General features: G+C 61.3%; 18 protein-coding genes and 1 tRNA gene. 17 read left to right on the forward strand and 2 right to left on the reverse strand.

Translation table 11 applies throughout. The annotated features are described in order from the left end of the window. Positions 1 to 169: 169 nt before the first annotated feature. From secG to NFW30_RS02990, 17 genes are all read left to right on the forward strand, one after another. The gene (secG, locus tag NFW30_RS02910; RefSeq protein ID WP_295350353.1) at positions 170 to 541 is read left to right on the forward strand and encodes a preprotein translocase subunit SecG; all 372 of its coding nucleotides are present in this window, start codon (positions 170 to 172) and stop codon (positions 539 to 541) included. Positions 542 to 603: 62 nt separating this feature from the next. Further along, positions 604 to 688: transfer RNA gene (locus NFW30_RS02915), tRNA-Leu, on the forward strand. A 59-nt stretch (positions 689 to 747) separates the two neighbouring features. Then, entirely contained in the window at positions 748 to 1122 is a 375-nt protein-coding gene (locus NFW30_RS02920; protein ID WP_295350355.1) for an NADH-quinone oxidoreductase subunit A, read from the forward strand. Between the two features lie 3 nt (positions 1123 to 1125). Further along, the gene (locus NFW30_RS02925; RefSeq protein ID WP_295350358.1) at positions 1126 to 1602 is read left to right on the forward strand and encodes an NADH-quinone oxidoreductase subunit B; all 477 of its coding nucleotides are present in this window, start codon (positions 1126 to 1128) and stop codon (positions 1600 to 1602) included. Between the two features lie 24 nt (positions 1603 to 1626). Next, complete coding sequence (locus NFW30_RS02930; protein ID WP_295350361.1) at positions 1627 to 2232, forward strand: NADH-quinone oxidoreductase subunit C; 606 nt, start codon at positions 1627 to 1629, stop codon at positions 2230 to 2232. Beyond that, positions 2225 to 3478 carry an NADH-quinone oxidoreductase subunit D gene (locus tag NFW30_RS02935; protein WP_295350364.1) on the forward strand — a complete coding sequence of 418 codons (1254 nt, stop codon included), beginning with the start codon at positions 2225 to 2227 and terminating at the stop codon, positions 3476 to 3478. The genes NFW30_RS02930 and NFW30_RS02935 overlap by 8 nt, the downstream gene beginning before the upstream one ends. Further along, entirely contained in the window at positions 3478 to 3951 is a 474-nt protein-coding gene (gene nuoE / locus NFW30_RS02940) for an NADH-quinone oxidoreductase subunit NuoE (protein WP_034941357.1), read from the forward strand. The genes NFW30_RS02935 and nuoE overlap by 1 nt, the downstream gene beginning before the upstream one ends. A 26-nt stretch (positions 3952 to 3977) precedes the next feature. Beyond that, positions 3978 to 5279 (forward strand): NADH-quinone oxidoreductase subunit NuoF, encoded by a 1302-nt coding sequence (gene nuoF / locus NFW30_RS02945; protein ID WP_295350419.1) that lies wholly within the window; start codon positions 3978 to 3980, stop codon positions 5277 to 5279. 11 nt (positions 5280 to 5290) lie between these two features. After that, positions 5291 to 7621, forward strand: coding sequence for an NADH-quinone oxidoreductase subunit NuoG (gene nuoG / locus NFW30_RS02950; protein ID WP_295350368.1), 2331 nt, complete (start codon positions 5291 to 5293; stop codon positions 7619 to 7621). Continuing rightward, positions 7618 to 8670, forward strand: a complete 1053-nt coding sequence (nuoH, locus tag NFW30_RS02955; RefSeq protein WP_295350371.1) for an NADH-quinone oxidoreductase subunit NuoH — start codon at positions 7618 to 7620, stop codon at positions 8668 to 8670. Before nuoG ends, nuoH begins: the two co-directional genes overlap by 4 nt. Before the next feature lie 10 nt (positions 8671 to 8680). Then, entirely contained in the window at positions 8681 to 9169 is a 489-nt protein-coding gene (nuoI, locus tag NFW30_RS02960) for an NADH-quinone oxidoreductase subunit NuoI (protein ID WP_034941368.1), read from the forward strand. 12 nt (positions 9170 to 9181) lie between these two features. Then, positions 9182 to 9784 (forward strand): NADH-quinone oxidoreductase subunit J, encoded by a 603-nt coding sequence (locus NFW30_RS02965; RefSeq protein ID WP_295350375.1) that lies wholly within the window; start codon positions 9182 to 9184, stop codon positions 9782 to 9784. A 96-nt stretch (positions 9785 to 9880) separates the two neighbouring features. Continuing rightward, positions 9881 to 10186, forward strand: coding sequence for an NADH-quinone oxidoreductase subunit NuoK (gene nuoK, locus NFW30_RS02970; protein ID WP_034890816.1), 306 nt, complete (start codon positions 9881 to 9883; stop codon positions 10184 to 10186). Between the two features lie 2 nt (positions 10187 to 10188). After that, positions 10189 to 12291, forward strand: a complete 2103-nt coding sequence (gene nuoL, locus NFW30_RS02975) for an NADH-quinone oxidoreductase subunit L (protein WP_295350377.1) — start codon at positions 10189 to 10191, stop codon at positions 12289 to 12291. 23 nt (positions 12292 to 12314) lie between these two features. Continuing rightward, positions 12315 to 13799, forward strand: a complete 1485-nt coding sequence (locus NFW30_RS02980) for an NADH-quinone oxidoreductase subunit M (RefSeq protein ID WP_295350378.1) — start codon at positions 12315 to 12317, stop codon at positions 13797 to 13799. A 27-nt stretch (positions 13800 to 13826) separates the two neighbouring features. Then, complete coding sequence (gene nuoN, locus NFW30_RS02985) at positions 13827 to 15299, forward strand: NADH-quinone oxidoreductase subunit NuoN (protein ID WP_295350428.1); 1473 nt, start codon at positions 13827 to 13829, stop codon at positions 15297 to 15299. Between the two features lie 64 nt (positions 15300 to 15363). Beyond that, on the forward strand, positions 15364 to 15924 hold the full coding sequence (locus NFW30_RS02990; RefSeq protein ID WP_295350380.1) for an NUDIX hydrolase: 561 nt from the start codon (positions 15364 to 15366) through the stop codon (positions 15922 to 15924). 186 nt (positions 15925 to 16110) lie between these two features. On the opposite strand, the gene NFW30_RS02995 is transcribed toward NFW30_RS02990, so the two are convergent. After that, positions 16111 to 16839 (reverse strand): DUF480 domain-containing protein, encoded by a 729-nt coding sequence (locus NFW30_RS02995; RefSeq protein ID WP_295350383.1) that lies wholly within the window; start codon positions 16837 to 16839, stop codon positions 16111 to 16113. 75 nt (positions 16840 to 16914) lie between these two features. Further along, positions 16915 to 18546: a peptide chain release factor 3 gene (locus tag NFW30_RS03000; RefSeq protein ID WP_295350386.1), complete on the reverse strand. Its 1632-nt coding sequence runs from the start codon at positions 18544 to 18546 to the stop codon at positions 16915 to 16917. Positions 18547 to 18551: the final 5 nt, after the last annotated feature.

Raw genomic sequence — 18551 nt, forward strand, 5'->3', positions numbered from 1 at the left:
AAAACGGGGCTCCCGGCAAACGGGACCGATTCGGCAGGGTCATGCGTCAGGGCTGCAGAGGATCGGACCGATTTGACCGGACGCCAGCAAAGTGGCTATACTCCGCCGGTTTTTGTTCCGCGTTGCCGTGCCCGCAGGCAGTCCGCTGTGAGCTGGCGTCCGAGGCGATATGGACTATCTATTCTTTCTGGTTCTCATGGTGCACATTCTGGCAGCCGTCGGCGTGATCGGGCTTGTCCTGGTGCAGCATGGCAAGGGGGCCGACATGGGAGCCGCGTTCGGCAGTGGTGCGTCGGGAAGCCTTTTCGGCGCGACCGGCTCGGCCAATTTCCTCAGCCGCGCGACGGCGGTACTGGCGACGGTGTTTTTCGTGACCAGTCTTTCGCTGGCTTTCCTGGCTTCCAGCAAGCCAAAAACGACTGGCAGTGTGATGCAGGATGCGGTAAACTCAGCCCCTGTTCAGACGCCGCCGACGGGCGGTGTTGACAAGGGAGCTGGCCCATCGGATGCCGATTCGAAGGCAAAAGATATCCCCAAGTGACCTGGTTTCGAGGCAGCAGCGAGACGCAGCAGCCCTCACGGAGCTCGCGCTGTCGAGGTAGTGCCGACGTGGTGAAATTGGTATACACGCTATCTTGAGGGGGTAGTGACTTCGGTCGTATGAGTTCGAGTCTCATCGTCGGCACCATGAGGAGCCGCCTCTGGCGGGTGGCTGCGGATTGAAGTGAAGCGCTTGTGGGGCGGATCATGCTGGAAAGCTATTTCCCGGTACTAGTCTTCATCCTGATTGGCGTTGCTTTTGGCTTTGCGCCCGTCATCGCGGGTCTTGTCGTCGGGCCGCATCGCCCGGACAGCGAAAAGCTCTCACCCTATGAGTGTGGCTTCGAGGCGTTCGAAGATGCGCGCAAGAAGTTCGACGTGCGCTATTACCTGATCGCCATCCTCTTCATCCTGTTTGACCTCGAAGTGGCCTTCCTTTTGCCGTGGGCGACCATCTTCCGGGAAATCGTCGCAACCGAATCGGTGAAGTGGTTTGGCTTCATCGAGATGCTCGTCTTCATCGCCATCCTGGTAGTCGGTTTCGTCTACGCGTGGGCCAAGGGCGCACTGGATTGGGAGTGAGCGATGAGCATTGAGGGCATCCTTCAGGAAGGTTTCGTCACTACTACGGCGGACAAGCTGATCAACTATGTGCGCACTGGCTCGCTCTGGCCGATGACCTTCGGCTTGGCCTGTTGTGCCATCGAGATGATCCACGCCGGCTGTTCCCGCTACGACCTCGACCGCTTCGGCATCGTCTTTCGCCCCAGTCCCCGGCAGTCGGATGTGATGGTGGTTGCAGGCACGCTGACCAACAAGATGGCGCCGGCAATGCGCAAGGTTTACGACCAGATGGCCGAGCCGCGGTGGGTGGTCTCGATGGGCTCCTGCGCCAATGGTGGTGGCTACTATCACTACTCCTATTCGGTGGTCCGCGGTTGCGACCGCATCGTTCCGGTCGACATCTACGTTCCGGGCTGCCCGCCGACGGCCGAGGCGTTGATCTACGGGCTGATCCAGTTGCAGAACAAGATTCGCCGAACCAACACCATCGCCCGCTGAACAACCCACAACCGAGAGTCGACCATGTCTGCCACGCTGGAAGCGCTTTGCCAGAACCTGCAGGAGCATCTCGGTGATCGCCTCAAATCCATCAAGGTGGCGCTCGGTGAAGTGACCATCGAGGTGGCGGTCCCCGATTACCTCCATGTCATGCAGACCCTGCGGGACCAGCCGGAGTTGGCCTTCGACGAGTTGGTCGATCTGTGCGGTGTTGACTACTCGACCTATGGCCACGAGCCCGGCGAAGGCCCGCGTTTCGCTGCCGTCACGCACCTGCTTTCGGTTGCCACCAATCGCCGCCTGCGGGTTCGCTGTTTTGCCAGCGCCGACGACTTCCCTGCCGTGCCTTCGGTGACGGCGATCTGGAATTCAGCTGACTGGTTCGAGCGTGAGGCGTTCGATCTTTACGGCATCGTCTTCCCGGGGCACGAAGACCTGCGCCGGATCCTCACCGACTACGGATTCATCGGCCACCCATTCCGCAAGGATTTCCCCATTTCAGGCCATGTCGAGATGCGCTACGACCCCGAACAACAACGGGTGATCTATCAACCGGTGACCATCGAGCCGCGTGAAATCACGCCGCGGATCGTTCGCGAAGCGACCTACGGGGATGCCGACAATGCCTGAATTGCGCAACTTCACGCTGAACTTCGGGCCGCAGCACCCCGCGGCGCACGGGGTGCTGCGCATGGTTCTCGAACTGGACGGTGAAGTGGTGGTGCGTGCCGATCCACACATCGGCCTGCTGCACCGTGCGACCGAGAAGCTGGCCGAAACGCGGACCTGGATCCAGTCGGTGCCGTACATGGACCGCCTCGATTACATGTCGATGATGTGCAACGAGCACGCTTATTGCATGGCCATCGAGAGGTTGCTGCAGATCGAGGTTCCCATCCGTGCGCAGTACATCCGCGTGATGTTCGACGAGATCACGCGCATCCTCAATCACCTGCTGTGGGTTGGCTGTCACGGTCTCGACGTCGGCGCGATGACAATGGTCCTGTACGCCTTCCGGGAGCGCGAGGATCTGGTCGACGCCTATGAGGCCGTCTCCGGCGCCCGGATGCATGCCGCCTATTACCGCCCGGGTGGTGTCTACCGCGACCTTCCCGACCGCATGTCGCAGTACCAGGAGTCGAAGTGGAAGAGTGCGGCGCAGATCAGGCCGTTCAATGCGGCGCGCAGCGGTTCTCTGCTTGACTTCCTCGACGATTTCGTCAGCCGCTTTCCCAAGCTGCTCGACGAGTACGAGACCCTCTTGACCGATAACCGCATCTGGAAGCAACGTCTGGTCGATGTCGGCATCGTCACGCCGGAGCGTGCCCTGCAACGCGGTTTCAGCGGACCGATGCTGCGTGGATCGGGCATCGCCTGGGATCTGCGCAAGAAGCAGCCTTACGAGGTCTATGACCGTCTCGACTTCGATATTCCGGTGGGTGTCACGGGCGATTCATACGACCGCTATCTGGTCCGCATGGAGGAGATGCGCCAGTCCAACCGCATCGTCAAGCAGTGCATCGACTGGCTGCGGCAGAACCCCGGGCCGGTGATGTCCGACAACCACAAGGTTGCGCCGCCCGACCGTGAAGCGATGAAATCGAACATGGAAGAACTGATCCATCATTTCAAGCTGTGTACCGAGGGAATCCACGTCCCCGAGGGCGAGGTGTATTCGGGGGTCGAGCATCCGAAGGGCGAGTTCGGCGTCTATCTGGTTTCTGACGGAGCGAACAAGCCGTATCGCCTGAAGATACGGGCTCCGGGTTACGTTCACCTGTCGGCCATGAACGAGATGGCTCGCGGCCACATGCTGGCGGACGTGGTGACGATCATTGGTTCGCAGGACATCGTTTTTGGCGAGATTGACCGCTGATGCTCACTCCAGAATCCCTCAAGAGAATCGATCGCGAGATCGCCAAGTATCCCGCCGACCAGAAACAGTCGGCAGTCATGGCTGCCCTTGCGATAGCACAGGAAGAACAGGGCTGGCTATCCAGCGAGGCCATCGAATGTGTCGCCGGCTACCTCGGCATGGCGCCCATCGCCGCTTATGAGGTCGCCACCTTCTACAACATGTACGACCTGAAACCGGTGGGCAAGTACAAGCTGTCGGTGTGTACCAACCTGCCGTGCATGCTGACCGGCGGAGTCGATGCCGGCGAGTACCTGAAAAGGAAGCTGGGAATCGGTTTCAACGAGACAACGCCCGATGGCCTCATCACGCTAAAGGAAAGCGAGTGCATGGGGGCCTGTGGCGACGCGCCGGTCATGATCGTCAACAATCGTCGCATGTGCAGCTGGATGAATCCCGAGCAAATCGACAAACTGCTGGCGGAGCTCAAGTAATGGCGATTCTCGGTGCGATCAATCCGATGCTGACCGTCGGCCTGGACGGCGACAACGCCTGGCGGCTGGCTGACTATGTGAAGCGCGATGGCTATTCCGCCCTTCGCCGCATCCTCGAGTCCGGCATCGGCCAGGGTGACGTCATCAACGAGGTCAAGAAGTCGGTGTTGCGCGGCCGCGGCGGTGCCGGTTTTCCGACCGGCCTCAAATGGAGCTTCATGCCGCGCGCGTTTCCCGGCGACAAGTATGTCGTATGCAACTCGGACGAGGGTGAACCGGGGACCTTCAAGGATCGTGACATCCTGCGTTACAACCCCCACGCGGTGATCGAGGGCATGGCGATTGCCGGCTTTGCCATGGGTGCGGCGCGCGGTTACAACTATATCCACGGCGAAATCTGGGAGATCTACGAGCGCTTCGAGGAGGCTCTCGAAGAGGCGCGAGCAGCCGGCTTCCTTGGTCGCAACATTCTGGGCTCCGGTTTCGACTTCGACCTCTTTGCCCATCACGGATATGGTGCCTATATCTGCGGCGAGGAAACCGCCCTGCTGGAGTCGATCGAGGGCAAGAAGGGACAACCCCGTTTCAAGCCGCCGTTCCCGGCGTCGTTCGGCCTTTATGGAAAGCCGACGACGATCAACAACACCGAGACCTTTGCCTCGGTGCCCTACATCATCAACATGGGTGGCGATCAGTACCTCGAGGCGGGCAAGCCAAACAACGGTGGAACGAAGTTGTTCTCCGTATCGGGGCATGTCAACCGTCCCGGGAACTACGAGGTGCCGCTCGGCACGCCATTTGCCAAGCTGCTCGAGATGGCTGGCGGGATGCGTGGCGGCCGGCGGCTGAAGGGCTGCATTCCCGGCGGCTCGTCGGCACCGGTGGTGCCGGGTCCGACGATGATGGATTGCACCATGGATTACGACTCGATCAGCAAGGCGGGTTCGATGCTGGGTTCTGGGGCGGTCATCGTCATGGACGAGACGACGTGCATGGTCAAGGCACTGGAGCGTTTGTCGTACTTCTACTACGAGGAGTCCTGCGGACAGTGTACGCCCTGTCGTGAGGGTACCAGTTGGTTGTACAAGGTCGTGCATCGCATCGAGCATGGCAAGGGGCGGGCGGACGACCTCGATCTGCTCGCCAGCGTGACCACCAACATCATGGGGCGTACGATCTGCGCACTCGGCGACGCCGCGTCGATGCCCGTGCAGAGTTTCATCAAGCATTTTCGCGACGAGTTTGCCTACCACATCGAAAACAGGAAGTGCCTCGTGCCCGTCGATGTCCAGCGCGCCGGCAGCGGCTTCTTCACGGCAACGGCTTAGGGTACGGGACGATGGAAATCGAAATCGACGGCAAGGTTGCGCAGGTGCCTGACGGCAGCACGATCATGGATGCGGCGCAGCAGGTGGGCGTTTACATCCCGCATTTCTGCTATCACAAGAAGCTCTCGATCGCTGCCAACTGCCGCATGTGCCTGGTGCAGGTGGAAAAGGCTCCGAAGCCGCTGCCCGCGTGCGCCACGCCGGTAACCAACGGGATGAAGGTGTTCACCCATTCGGAACTCGCGATCAAGGCGCAGAAGGGTGTGATGGAGTTCCTGCTGATCAACCATCCACTGGATTGCCCGATCTGCGATCAGGGTGGGGAGTGCCAGTTGCAGGATCTCGCGGTCGGCTACGGGGGCAGCACTTCGCGTTATCAGGAAGAGAAGCGCGTCGTCTTCCACAAGGACGTCGGCCCTCTGGTCTCGATGCAGGAGATGGCCCGCTGCATCCATTGCACGCGCTGCGTCCGCTTCGGCCAGGAGATCGCCGGTGTCATGGAGCTGGGAATGGCGAGCCGCAACATGCATTCGGAGATCACCACCTTCGTCGGTCGCTCGGTCGACTCGGAGTTGTCCGGCAACATGATCGACCTTTGTCCGGTCGGTGCCCTGACGTCGCGTCCGTTCCGCTATTCGGCGCGCAGCTGGGAGCTGGCGCGACGCCGGTCGATCAGTCCGCACGACAGTGTCGGCGCAAATCTGGTCCTGCAGGTCAAGAACAACGTCGTGATGCGCGTTCTGCCGCGTGACAACGAGGAAGTCAACGAGTGCTGGATCTCCGACAAGGAGCGCTTTTCCTATGAGGCGCTGAACTCGCCGCTGCGGCTTGCGAAGCCGATGGTGCGGGTTGACGGCCAGTTGCGCGAAGTCGCCTGGAACGTCGCGCTCGACTATCTCAGCCATGCATTGCAGGATATTCTGGCCCGCAACGGCGGTGAGTCCTTGGCAGCGCTCGCATCGTCGCAGGCAACTCTGGAGGAGCTGCACCTGCTGCAGAAGCTGGCCCGTGGCCTCGGCTCGGGAAATGTAGATTGCCGCCCGCGGCGGCGTGACTTCTCGGCAGACGGCAAGCTGGCGGGCATTCCGTGGCTCGGCCTGCGGCTTTCCGAAATCAAGGATCTGAACGCAGCGCTGGTGGTCGGCAGTTTCCTGCGCAAGGATCACCCGTTGTTCGCCCAGCGGCTTCGTCAGCTGGCGAAGAAGTGGGGCAAGGTGAGCCTGATTTCGGTCGGTGGCGATGATCCGCTGCTTCGCCTGCATGCGCAGCGCGCCGTTTCCCCAGCCGAGTTGCCTCTGGCGCTGGCCGCCGTCGTCAAGGCGGCAGCGGTGCTCCGCGGCGAGCCCATTCCTGCAGGGCTGAAGGATGTCGAACCGTGCGCCGCCAGCCAGGCGATCGCCAGCAGCCTGCTTGAGGGAGAGCGACGCGCCATCTTCCTCGGCAACGTGGCCGAACAGAGTCCGCAGGCAGCCTTGCTGCATGTCTTGGCAAGTGAGCTGGCAAGGCTCACGGGAGCCAGTTGCGGCTTCATCGGCGACGGTGCCAACAGCGTCGGTGGCCATCTGGCGAAGGCATTGCCGACTGCCCTCAATGCCTACGAGATGTTCAGCCAACCGCGCAAGGCCTATTTTCTGCTGGGCGTCGAGCCCGAGCTCGACTGTCACAACCCGCAGCAGGCGCGTGCGGCGTTGCAGGCGGCCGACTTGACTGTGATGCTGACACCGTTCGCCGATGGCTCGGCGCGCGAATACGCCGACGTACTGCTGCCGATTGCTCCGTTCAGCGAGACCTCGGGTTCCTTCGTCAACTGTGAGGGTCGTGTCCAGAGTTTCAGCGGCGTCGTTCGTCCCTTCGGCGAGGCCCGTCCAGCATGGAAGGTGCTCCGGGTGCTTGGCAATCTGCTGTCGCTGGCCGGTTTCGACCAGGATTCGAGCGAGCAGGTACGTGACGAGATCGTCCCTGCGGGCGCCGAGTTCGTCGTCGGGCTCGACAACCGGCTGGCGGCGACGCTGCCCGTCGCGCTCCCGCGCAGTGGTGACGGCCTGCAGCGCGTGGCCGACGTGCCGATCCATTTTGCCGATCTGCTGGCCCGTCATGCCCCGGCCCTGCAGCAGACCCGGGATGCCGCCGTACCGGCGGCGCGAATGAATGGAGAAACACTCAACGCGCTCGGACTCACCGACGGCGTCCTGGTGCGGGTCAGGCAGGGCGCCGGTGAGGCCGTCCTCGCCGCGCGGGTAGACGAGACGACGCCGCCGTCCTGCATTCGGGTGGCCGCGGCACATGCATCGACGGCGGCTCTCGGCGACATGTTCGGTGCGATCACGGTGGAGCGTGCATGATGGTCGATGCGCTGCAAGGGTTCCTGCAGGGACTTTTCGGGCCGGTGTTCCCGCTCGTTTGGACGCTGCTCAAGATTGTTCTGATCATAGCGCCGCTGCTGCTCGCGGTCGCTTACCTGACTTTCTGGGAACGCAAGATCATTGGCTGGATGCAGGTTCGGATCGGTCCGAACCGGGTCGGCCCCTGGGGGCTGATCCAGCCAATCGCCGATGGCCTGAAGCTGCTGCTGAAGGAAGTGGTCATTCCGACCGGCTGCGACAAGTCCGTCTTCTTGCTCGCGCCGATGTTCGCTTTCGCGCCGGCGCTGGCGGCGTGGGCGGTAATCCCGTTCAACGATACGCTGGTGCTGGCCAACGTCAACGCGAGCCTGCTCTACATCATGTCGATCACCTCGATCGGAGTTTACGGAATCATCCTCTCCGGCTGGGCGTCGAACTCCAAGTATGCTTTTCTCGGCGGCATGCGCTCGGCGGCACAGATGATCTCCTACGAAGTGGCGATGGGTCTGGCTCTGGTCGTGGTGCTGATGGTTTCCAACAGCCTCAACCTCGGTGACATCGTGCGTGGCCAGGGGCAGGGGTATTTCGCCGACAGAGGCCTCGGGTTCCTGTCATGGAACTGGCTGCCGCTGCTGCCGATGTTCGTCGTTTATCTGGTTTCGATCGTCGCCGAGACCAATCGCGCGCCCTTCGACCTGGCCGAGGGTGAATCGGAGATCGTCGGTTTCCACGTCGAGTATTCGGGAATGGCCTTTGCCGTCTTCTTTCTCGCCGAATACGCGAACATGATCCTGGTGTCGACCCTCACCTCGATACTGTTTCTCGGGGGCTGGTTGTCACCGGTTGGTTTCCTGCCCGACGGGATTCTCTGGCTCTTCGTGAAGATTTCCGCAATCCTTTTCATCTTCCTCTGGATCCGCGCCACCTTCCCCCGCTATCGCTACGATCAGGTCATGCGTCTCGGCTGGAAAGTGTTCATCCCGCTTTGCCTGATCTGGCTGGTCGTCGTCGGCTGCTGGATGATGTCGCCCCTGAATATCTGGAAGTGAGAGGCTCACCATGGGTTCGATGAAGGACGTTTTCAACAGCCTCCTGCTCAAGGAACTGATCAAGGGGCTGTCGGTGACTGGCCGTTACATGTTCGCCCGCAAGATCACCGTCCAGTACCCGGAGGAGAAGACGCCGCAGAGCTTTCGCTTCAGGGGGCTGCATGCACTGCGGCGTTATCCCAACGGCGAAGAGCGCTGCATCGCCTGCAAGTTGTGCGAAGCGGTCTGTCCGGCGATGGCGATCACGATCGAGTCTGATCAGCGTGCCGACGGGTCGCGCCGGACAACGCGCTACGACATCGATCTGACCAAGTGCATCTTCTGCGGTTTCTGCGAGGAGGCCTGTCCTGTGGACGCGATCGTCGAGACGAGGATCTACGAGTACCACGGGGAAACACGCGGCGATCTCTACTATACCAAGGCGATGCTGCTGGCGAATGGGGATCGCTACGAAGCGCAGATCGCTGCCGACCGCGAACTCGACTCGAAATATCGTTGACAGGGCGACGCGATGGAATTCAGGACCTTCGTTTTCTATTTTCTTGCGGCGATTCTCGTCGTCGCCGGCCTGCGCGTCATTACCTCGCGCAATCCGGTGCATGCGGCGCTGTACCTGGTTCTTGCCTTCTTCACGGCGAGCGGTATCTGGATGCTCCTGCAGGCCGAGTTTCTCGCCATAGCCTTGGTGTTGATCTATGTCGGCGCAGTGATGGTCCTGTTCCTGTTCGTCGTCATGATGCTCGACATCAATCTTGACCGTCTGCGCGAGGGTTTCTGGAGTTACCTGCCGCTCGGCTCGATCATTGCCTTGCTGATGGTGGCCGAGATGGGACTGGTTCTCGGCGGGAATTATCTCGGCCTGTTCGAGGTCGAGGTACCACAGACGAGCGCCGATCACAGCAATGTGCAGGCGGTAGGGCGCCTGCTGTTTACCGATTACGTCTACCCCTTCGAACTCGCGTCGGTCATCCTGCTCGTTGGCATAGTGGCAGCGGTCGCGCTTACCCAGCGCGAGAGGCGGCAGAGCAAGGCAGTCAGTCCGTCGCAGCAGGTCTTCGTCAAGGCCCGGGATCGCTATCGCGTCCTGCAGATGCCGGCCGAGAAGAAGGATTGAGTTGAGCAGCCGGATCACGCGCAGCAGCCGGGTAAAGCAAAAGATCAGGTGGTGGCGAGCCGCACCACCGCATGCAGAAGGAATCAGGGAGGCACCTTGCTTACACTGTCCCACTTTTTGATCCTGGGCGCGATCCTGTTCGCGATCAGCGTCGTCGGCATTTTCCTCAATCGCAAGAATCTGATCATCATCATGATGTCGATCGAGTTGATGCTGCTGGCCGTGAACATGAACTTCATCGCCTTCTCCCACTACCTGCAGGATCTGGCCGGACAGGTGTTCGTCTTTTTCATTCTCACGGTCGCCGCTGCCGAGGCGGCGATCGGGCTGGCGATTCTCGTGGTGCTGTTCCGCAATTTGAAGACCATCCACGTGGATGATCTGGACAGCCTGAAGGGTTGAACATGGAAATGCAAAAGCTCTACCTGCTCGTACCCCTCGCGCCACTCGTCGGTGCGATCATCGCCGGTCTCTTTTGCCGTGTCATCCCCCGCTGGGTTGCGCACACGGTGACGATCGCCGGCGTGGCGATCAGCTGCTTTGCTTCGTTTCTGATCTTCCGGGACGTACTGGCGGGGAACACCTACAACGGACCGGTGTACCAGTGGCTGACCTCCGGGGGCTATCGCTTCGAAGTCGGCTTCCTCATCGACCAGCTGACCGTGACGATGATGCTGGTCGTCACTTTCGTATCGCTGATGGTGCACATCTACACCATCGGCTACATGCAGGACGACCCGGGCTACAACCGCTTCTTCAGCTACATCTCGCTGTTCACCTTCTCGATGTTGATGCTCGTCATGAGCAACAATTTCATGCAGCTCTTTTTTGGCTGGGAGGCAGTCGGTCTGGTTTCGTACCTGTTGATCGGCTTCTGGTATACCCGACCGACGGCGATTTTCGCCAACCTCAAGGCCTTTCTCGTCAATCGCGTCGGTGATTTCGGCTTCATCCTCGGCATCGGGCTGGTGCTTGCCCATTTCGGCACGCTCGACTACGCCGCCGTTTTTGCCAAGGCGCCGGAAGTCGCGGGCACTACGCTGCACCTCTTCGGCCAGGGTGAAGGCGTCGCCCTGATGACGGCGACCTGCATCCTGCTGTTCGTCGGCGCCATGGGCAAATCGGCGCAGGTTCCGCTGCACGTCTGGCTGCCCGATTCGATGGAGGGTCCGACGCCCATCTCCGCCCTGATCCACGCCGCGACGATGGTCACCGCCGGCATTTTCATGGTGGCGCGGATGTCCCCACTGTTCGAGCTGTCGGACACGGCACTCTCCTTCGTCATCATCATTGGGGCCGTGACGGCGTTGTTCATGGGTTTCCTGGGGATCATCCAGAACGACATCAAACGGGTCGTCGCCTATTCCACCCTGTCGCAGCTTGGCTACATGACGGTCGCCCTGGGCGCTTCGGCGTACTCGGTGGCGATCTTCCACCTGATGACGCATGCCTTCTTCAAGGCGTTGCTGTTCCTGGCCGCCGGTTCGGTGATCATCGGCATGCATCACGACCAGGATATTCGCAACATGGGTGGCCTGCGCCGCTACATGCCCGTGACCTGGATCACATCGTTGATCGGATCATTGGCACTGATCGGTACCCCCTTCTTTGCCGGCTTCTATTCCAAGGATTCGATCATCGAGGCCGTCGCCATGTCGCACATCCCAGGTGCCCGCTTCGCTTATTTCGCGGTGATGGCGGGAGTCTTCGTCACCGCCTTCTATTCGTTCCGGATGTACTTCCTGGTGTTTCACGGTGAGGAGCGTTTCGGCAAGGCGTCCGCCGACGCGCACGGCCATGCCGCGGCTCCGTCGCATGCACAGGAAAGTACCCCCGCCGGCAGTTCCGGCGGGCACGACGATGACCACGGTCACCACTCGGACGACGCACACGACGATGCGCATCACCACGGCCTTGCTCCCGGCCAGAAGCCGCACGAGACGCCCTGGGTGATGACGCTGCCGCTGATCCTGCTGGCGATCCCCTCCGTGATCATCGGCTACGTCGCGATCGAACCGATGTTGTTTGGCGACTACTTCAAGGGTTCGATCTTCGTTGATGCGGTGGCGCATCCGGTGATGAAGGAACTCGCACATCACTTCCACGGTGCCTTCGCCATGGCCACCCACGCCCTCACGACCGCCGTCTTCTGGCTGGCTGCCCTCGGTGTGGCGCTCGCGTGGTTCTTCTACCTCAAGCGGCCCGACATTCCAGCAGCCATAAAGGAACGGGCTGGCTGGCTATACAACCTGCTCGACAACAAGTACTACTTTGACAAATTCAACGAGGTGTTCTTTGCCGGCGGGGCGCGACTGCTCGGCCGCGGCCTTTGGAAGGGGGGCGACGCGGGCCTCATCGACGGCATCATCGTCAATGGTTCGGCACACTTCGTCGGCTGGTTCGCAAGGATGGTTCGCCTGTTCCAGACCGGTCACATTTACCACTACGCTTTTACGATGATTATCGGCGTGTTCGTCTTGATGACCCTCTGGGTCACGCGCGCCTGAGCTAGAGAAAGACTGGGAACGATATGTCAGGCACGCCGCTTCTCTCTCTTGCCGTCTGGGTCCCGATCCTCGCCGGTCTGGTTGTTCTGGCGACGGGATCCGATCGCAATGCACCGCTGGCAAGAGCACTCTCGCTGATCGGTGCCGTTGCCGGCCTGCTGGTGACGATTCCCCTCTACACGGGCTTTGACCTGCACACGCCGGCGATGCAGTTCGTCGAACTGAAGCCCTGGATTCCTCGTTTCAATGTGAACTACCACCTCGGCGTCGATGGGATCTCGATGCTCTTCGTGATCCTCAACAGTTTCATCACGGTGACGGTGGTGCTCGCTGGTTGGCAGGTGATCGACAGCAAGGTGGCGCAATACCATGCCGGCTTCCTGATCATGTCGGGATTGCTGAACGGAATCTTCTCTGCCCTCGACGGCGTCCTTTTCTACGTCTTTTTCGAGGCCTCGCTGATTCCCCTCTATTTGATCATCGGCATCTGGGGCGGCCCGAATCGCGTTTACGCGGCATTCAAGTTCTTCCTCTTCACCTTGTTTGGATCCCTGCTCTTCCTGATTGCCCTCCTCTATCTGTTCATCTCATCGGGGGGCAGTTTCTCGATCCTCGACTGGCACCGAATGCCGATCGGCATGACCGCCCAGACCTGGCTGTTCCTGGCGTTTCTGGTTGCGTTCGCGGTCAAGGTTCCGATGTGGCCGGTTCATACCTGGTTGCCAGACGCGCACGTCGAAGCGCCAACCGGCGGATCGATCGTCCTGGCTGCGATTGCGCTGAAGCTTGGGGCCTATGGATTTCTGCGTTTCTCCCTACCGATTGCTCCCGACGCCTCGCACGAGCTCGCCGGTTTCGTCATGGCGCTGTCGCTGATCGCGATCATCTACATTGGGTTCGTCGCCCTTGTGCAGGAGGACATGAAGAAACTGGTGGCGTACTCCTCGATCGCCCACATGGGTTTCGTCACGCTGGGCTTCTTCATCTTCAGCCCGCTGGGCGTCGAGGGGGCACTGGTGCAGATGATTTCGCACGGCTTCGTCTCCGGTGCCATGTTCTTCTCGATCGGCGTCATGTACGACCGCGCACACTCGCGTTTGATCGCCGACTATGGCGGTGTGGTCAATACGATGCCAAAGTTTGCCGCCTTCTTCATGCTCTTTGCCATGGCCAACGCGGGCCTGCCGGCGACGTCGGGCTTTGTCGGCGAGTTCATGGTGATCCTGGCAGCGGTCGAGCACAACTTCTGGGTTGCCTTTGCAGCCGCTTCGACGATGATCGTCGGCGCTGCCTATACGCTGTGGATGTACAAGCGGGTCGTCTTTGGCAGCGTGGCGAATCATCATGTCGCCGAACTCAGGGACATCAATGGCCGCGAGTTCCTCATCTTCGTCCTCTTCGCAATCGGCGCATTGGGCATGGGGCTTTATCCGCAGCCGTTTACCGAAGTCATGCACAGCTCGGTGGATGAGTTGCTGCGTCACGTCGCCCTCAGCAAGATCCAATAATTGGTAGCCGCTATGACTCTTGCCGAAATGCAGTTCCAGGTTCCGGACCTCCGCCTTGCGAGCGCGGAGATCTTCATGTTGCTGATGGCCTGCCTGATCCTGGTGGGTGACCTGCTGGCCAAGGACCAGAACAGGACGCTGACCTTCGTCGCTACCCAGCTGACGCTCATCGGCGCGGCGGTGATCACCTTCGCCAGCAGTTCCGGCGACACCGCCTACACCTTCAGCAACATGTTCGTCGGCGACCTGATGGCCGATTTGCTGAAGCTCCTTCTCTACCTCACGGTAATCGTCATCCTGTTCTACTCGCGTGGCTACATCCTCGAGCGGCCGCAGATGGCCCGAGGCGAATACTATTCACTCGCCCTCTTCGCCACCCTTGGGATGATGGTGATGATCTCGGCCAGCCATCTGGTCACGATCTATATCGGCTTGGAACTGCTTTCACTCTCGCTCTACGCGATGGTCGCGATGAACCGCGATTCGGTTCCGGCAACCGAAGCGGCAATGAAGTATTTCGTCCTCGGGGCACTGGCTTCCGGCCTGCTGCTCTACGGTATGTCCATGATCTATGGAGCGACTGGCACGCTCGAGATTCCGGCGATTGCCGAGCGTCTCTACCTTGGCCAGTTCGACAAGGGGATTCTCGTTTTCGGGCTCGTCTTTGTCGTCGCCGGTCTGGCGTTCAAGCTTGGCGTCGTTCCGTTCCACATGTGGATACCGGACGTCTATCATGGGGCACCGACGGCGGTCACTCTGTTCATCGCGACGGCACCGAAACTGGCAGCTTTCGCAATGGTCATGCGTTTGCTGGTGAACGGTCTGATCGTCGTCTCACACGATTGGCAGCAGATGCTGATCATCTTGTCGGTCCTCTCGATGGCCATCGGCAACGTTGCCGCAATCGCCCAGACCAACCTCAAGCGCATGCTGGCCTACTCGGCGATCTCGCATATGGGATTCATGCTGCTCGGCATCGTCACCGGTGTCGTCGGCGGTGATGCCCGTTTCGCGCTCAATGCGTACAGCTCGGCGATGTTCTACGTCATCACCTACGTCCTGACCAGCGCCGGCACCTTCGGCATGATCCTTCTGCTCGCCCGCGGTGGCCTGGAGTCGGACGAACTCGACGATTTCAGGGGGCTCAACAAGCGCAGTCCGTGGTTCGCCGGCGTCATGATGATGATGATGTTCTCGATGGCCGGAATCCCGTTCTTCGTCGGTTTCTTTGCCAAGTTCTCGGTTCTGCAGGCAGTCGTTGCCGCCGGCCAGCTCTGGCTGGCGATTGTCGCCGTCGCCTTCTCGTTGGTCGGCTGCTTCTACTACCTGCGGGTGGTCAAGATCATGTACTTCGACCAACCGGCGAACATGAGCCCGATCGAGGCGCCGCTGGACATGAAGATCCTGATGTCGGCCAATGGCTTGGCGGTGGCCTTGCTCGGCATCTTCCCGCAAGTCCTGATGTCCCTGTGCGCGTTCTCGCTGCTGCGTTCACTCTGATCGCCGGCAGCCGTCTGGCCGGAACGCTCCGCGCAGTCGGGGCGTTTTCGGCGTGAGGCTTGCCATGCAGGAAGAATACAGCCATCTCGCGGAACAGCAACTGGAGAGCGCGCAGGTTTTCAATGGCCGGCTCCTCGACGTCCGTCGCGACCGGGTGCGGCTGCCAGACGGCAACGAGTGCCTGCGTGAGTATGTCCGGCATCAGGGGGCTGTGGTGGTGATCGCCGAACTCGAAGACGAGCGACTGCTATTCGTCCGCCAGTACCGCTATCCGTTGCGCCGTACCTTCCTCGAGTTGCCGGCGGGCAAGATCGACACAGGCGAGGACCTTCTCAGTACGGGGCGACGCGAACTGCTCGAGGAAACCGGCTACCGGGCCCGTTCGTGGCGCCATCTTGGGGTCATGCACCCCTGCGTTGGCTACTCCGACGAGCGAATCGAGATCTTCCTTGCCCGTGGTCTGACCCGCGAGGCCGATCCGAACCCCGACAGTAGCGAATTTCTCGATGTCCTCAGTCTGCCTCTGTGCGAGGCCCTGGCGTCGATAAAGAGCGGAGCCATCACGGACGCCAAGACGATCACGGCGCTCTTCTGGGGCGAGAAGGTCCTGCGCGCAGCCTGGTGACCATCTGCGTCGCTCCTTTCGGTGCTCCTGAAGGAGGGCGACAAGGTCGACGCGGCCGGCGGCGGCGACACGGGCTCCGCTCCGTGCTGCTGCAGCCAATCGTCAGTCAAGCGAGCGCAGACTCTGCGGCCGGCACGTGACGCGGTCGCAATGGCGGCTGGGCATGCTGCTTGCCTGTGCCGGTGATCATGTGCCGCTACGACCGCTCGCTGCTGCAGGTCTCAGTTCTTGAGCGAGCGCTCCAGGCTGGGTCGCCCGCTCAAGCATCAGCCGCAGCTCCTGCAACCCGGCGCGCAGCTCGCTCACCTCCTGCTCGAGGCGAGCCAGCCTGTCGCTCAGCTCGCTCGCGTCTTTGCTCGACTCGCACCCGTCGCTGCTCGGGTACGCCGGCAGCGCGGGTTCGCCGCACAGCAAATGCGCCCAGCGGTGCTCGCGCGAGCCCGCCTGCTTTGGCATCCGGACGACCAAGGCGCCGGCTTTGCGTGTCGCGAGTTCATCCAGGTAAGCTTCGACCGATGAACTGTCGTCGAAACGGTAGAGGCGTTCGCTGTTGGCTCGCAGCTCGTTGACCGTCTGCGCTCCGCGCAGAGCGAGCGTGGCGAGCAACGCGACGGCTGCCGCAGGCACGGCGTACACCTTCCCCAGATTGTGCGCGTAGCGCAGGACGCGCCCCGAGGCACCATAGGTCTCAAGCACCAGCGCCCGTCTGCGCAGGTTTTCAAGTGCTTGCTGAATTTCGCTTTCTGTTGCAGTGACAACGGGGTCGCGCGCTGACTTCTGGTTGCAGCCTGCACCAAGGCCGTTCAGGGTCAGCGGATAGGCGTCCGGGGTCGTGCTCTCCTTTTCGATCAGCACGCCCAGAATCCGGGCTTCGAGGAAATCGAGCGGCGCCTGCGCCACGGCGGCTTGTGTCATCGTCTGCTCCTTCCTGTTCGTCCTGCACCCTCTTCCAGCGGCATTGCCGCTGACGCGCCTCGCGCCAGGCTGGCGTCAGGCGAACAACTGTCCGTGCTCCCGCGAGTCGTGAAAGCCGACGCTGTTCCACTTCTCGCGGGTGACTTCCAGGTTGTAACGCGTGCTCGCCAGGTAGACCGGGTTGCCATCGACATCACGCGCCATTCGCTGCGCCTGCTCGCGCTCGAAACCGCGGCGCGTCGTTTCGTCTGGGAACGTGAGCCAGCGAGCGGTGTAGATGTCTGCGGGTTCGAATATGGCATCGACCTTGTATTCCGTCTGCAGCCGCTGCGCGACGACCTCGAACTGCAGGTTTCCCACCGCTCCCAGCAGCAGCGAACCGCTGGCCAGGCTTTCGAAGACCTGGATCGCCCCCTCTTCACCGAGCTCCTGCAGGCCCTTCTGCAGCTGCTTGCCTTTCAGTGGATCGCGCAGGCGCGCGGCCCGGAAAAGCTCGGGCGAGAAGTATGGAATGCCCTTGAAGCCCAGTGCCTCGCCTTCGCTGAGGCAGTCGCCGATGTGCAGGTTGCCGTGGTTGTGGATGCCGATGATGTCGCCGGCAACGGCATCTTCCATCAGCAAGCGCTCATTGGCCATGAAGGTCAGGACGTTCGCCAGTTTCATCTCGCGGTTCAGGCGGATGTGCCTGACCTTCATGCCCGACGTGTAGCGCCCGGAGCAAACCCGGAAGAAGGCGATCCGATCCCGATGCTTGGGGTCCATGTTGGCCTGGATCTTGAACACGAAACCGCTGAAGGCCGCTTCGGCGGGCTGCACCAGACGGCAGCCGGCGTCGCGTTCCTGCGGTGGCGGTGCCCAGTCGAGCAGTGCCTGCAGGATTTCCTGTACGCCGAAGTTGTTGATCGCCGAGCCGAAGAACACCGGCGACTGTCGCCCGGCAAGGAAGCCCACCAGGTCGAAAGGGCTGCTGGCGTTCTGGATCAGATCAACGTCCTCGCGTAGGCGGCCGACTTCCCCGGGGAACTGGGCGTCGAGGAGCGGATTGTCGAGTCCGTCGAGTCGCTCCGATTCGCTGCGCCGCTCCTCACCCGCGGCAAAGTGCAGCAGGCGGTCGTTCAGCAGGTGATAGACGCCGCGAAAGCTCTTGCCCATGCCGATCGGCCACGTGATCGGCGCGCACTCGATACCCAGAACGGATTCGATCTCTGCCAGCAGCTCGAAGGGCTCCCGCACTTCCCGGTCCAGCTTGTTGACGAAGGTGATGATCGGCGTGCTGCGCATGCGACAGACGTTGAGCAGCTTGATCGTCTGCGCCTCGACCCCTTTGGCTGCGTCGATCACCATCACCGCGGCGTCGACAGCAGTCAGCACGCGATAAGTGTCTTCAGAAAAGTCCTCGTGCCCGGGCGTGTCCAGCAGATTGATGGTGTGCCCGCCGTACTCGAACTGCATGACCGAGCTGGTCACCGAAATTCCGCGCTGCTTCTCGACCTCCATCCAGTCGGAGGTGGCATGGCGGGAGCTCTTGCGTCCCTTGACGGTGCCGGCCAGCTGGATCGCGCCGCCGAAGAGCAGAAGCTTCTCGGTGAGGGTCGTCTTGCCGGCGTCAGGGTGCGAGATGATCGCAAAGGTACGCCGCTTCGCCACCTCACGCAGGATCTCCGGTGGGAACGTACTTTCGTTGCTGCCGTCGGGGCCAATGCTCATCGGGA

Origin of the sequence: Accumulibacter sp., assembly GCF_023806635.1 — a bacterium.
Classification (GTDB): Bacteria; Pseudomonadota; Gammaproteobacteria; order Burkholderiales; family Rhodocyclaceae; genus Accumulibacter.

Bases quoted from the DNA above. Each gene is read 5' to 3' on its own strand.
- secG (WP_295350353.1), top strand. From the start codon at position 170: ATGGACTATCTATTCTTTCTGGTTCTCATGGTGCACATTCTGGCAGCC.
- NFW30_RS02920 (WP_295350355.1), top strand. From the start codon at position 748: ATGCTGGAAAGCTATTTCCCGGTACTAGTCTTCATCCTGATTGGCGTT.
- NFW30_RS02925 (WP_295350358.1), top strand. From the start codon at position 1,126: ATGAGCATTGAGGGCATCCTTCAGGAAGGTTTCGTCACTACTACGGCG.
- NFW30_RS02930 (WP_295350361.1), top strand. From the start codon at position 1,627: ATGTCTGCCACGCTGGAAGCGCTTTGCCAGAACCTGCAGGAGCATCTC.
- NFW30_RS02935 (WP_295350364.1), top strand. From the start codon at position 2,225: ATGCCTGAATTGCGCAACTTCACGCTGAACTTCGGGCCGCAGCACCCC.
- nuoE (WP_034941357.1), top strand. From the start codon at position 3,478: ATGCTCACTCCAGAATCCCTCAAGAGAATCGATCGCGAGATCGCCAAG.
- nuoF (WP_295350419.1), top strand. From the start codon at position 3,978: ATGCTGACCGTCGGCCTGGACGGCGACAACGCCTGGCGGCTGGCTGAC.
- nuoG (WP_295350368.1), top strand. From the start codon at position 5,291: ATGGAAATCGAAATCGACGGCAAGGTTGCGCAGGTGCCTGACGGCAGC.
- nuoH (WP_295350371.1), top strand. From the start codon at position 7,618: ATGATGGTCGATGCGCTGCAAGGGTTCCTGCAGGGACTTTTCGGGCCG.
- nuoI (WP_034941368.1), top strand. From the start codon at position 8,681: ATGGGTTCGATGAAGGACGTTTTCAACAGCCTCCTGCTCAAGGAACTG.
- NFW30_RS02965 (WP_295350375.1), top strand. From the start codon at position 9,182: ATGGAATTCAGGACCTTCGTTTTCTATTTTCTTGCGGCGATTCTCGTC.
- nuoL (WP_295350377.1), top strand. From the start codon at position 10,189: ATGGAAATGCAAAAGCTCTACCTGCTCGTACCCCTCGCGCCACTCGTC.
- NFW30_RS02980 (WP_295350378.1), top strand. From the start codon at position 12,315: ATGTCAGGCACGCCGCTTCTCTCTCTTGCCGTCTGGGTCCCGATCCTC.
- nuoN (WP_295350428.1), top strand. From the start codon at position 13,827: ATGCAGTTCCAGGTTCCGGACCTCCGCCTTGCGAGCGCGGAGATCTTC.
- NFW30_RS02990 (WP_295350380.1), top strand. From the start codon at position 15,364: ATGCAGGAAGAATACAGCCATCTCGCGGAACAGCAACTGGAGAGCGCG.
- NFW30_RS02995 (WP_295350383.1), bottom strand. From the start codon at position 16,839: ATGACACAAGCCGCCGTGGCGCAGGCGCCGCTCGATTTCCTCGAAGCC.
- NFW30_RS03000 (WP_295350386.1), bottom strand. From the start codon at position 18,546: ATGAGCATTGGCCCCGACGGCAGCAACGAAAGTACGTTCCCACCGGAG.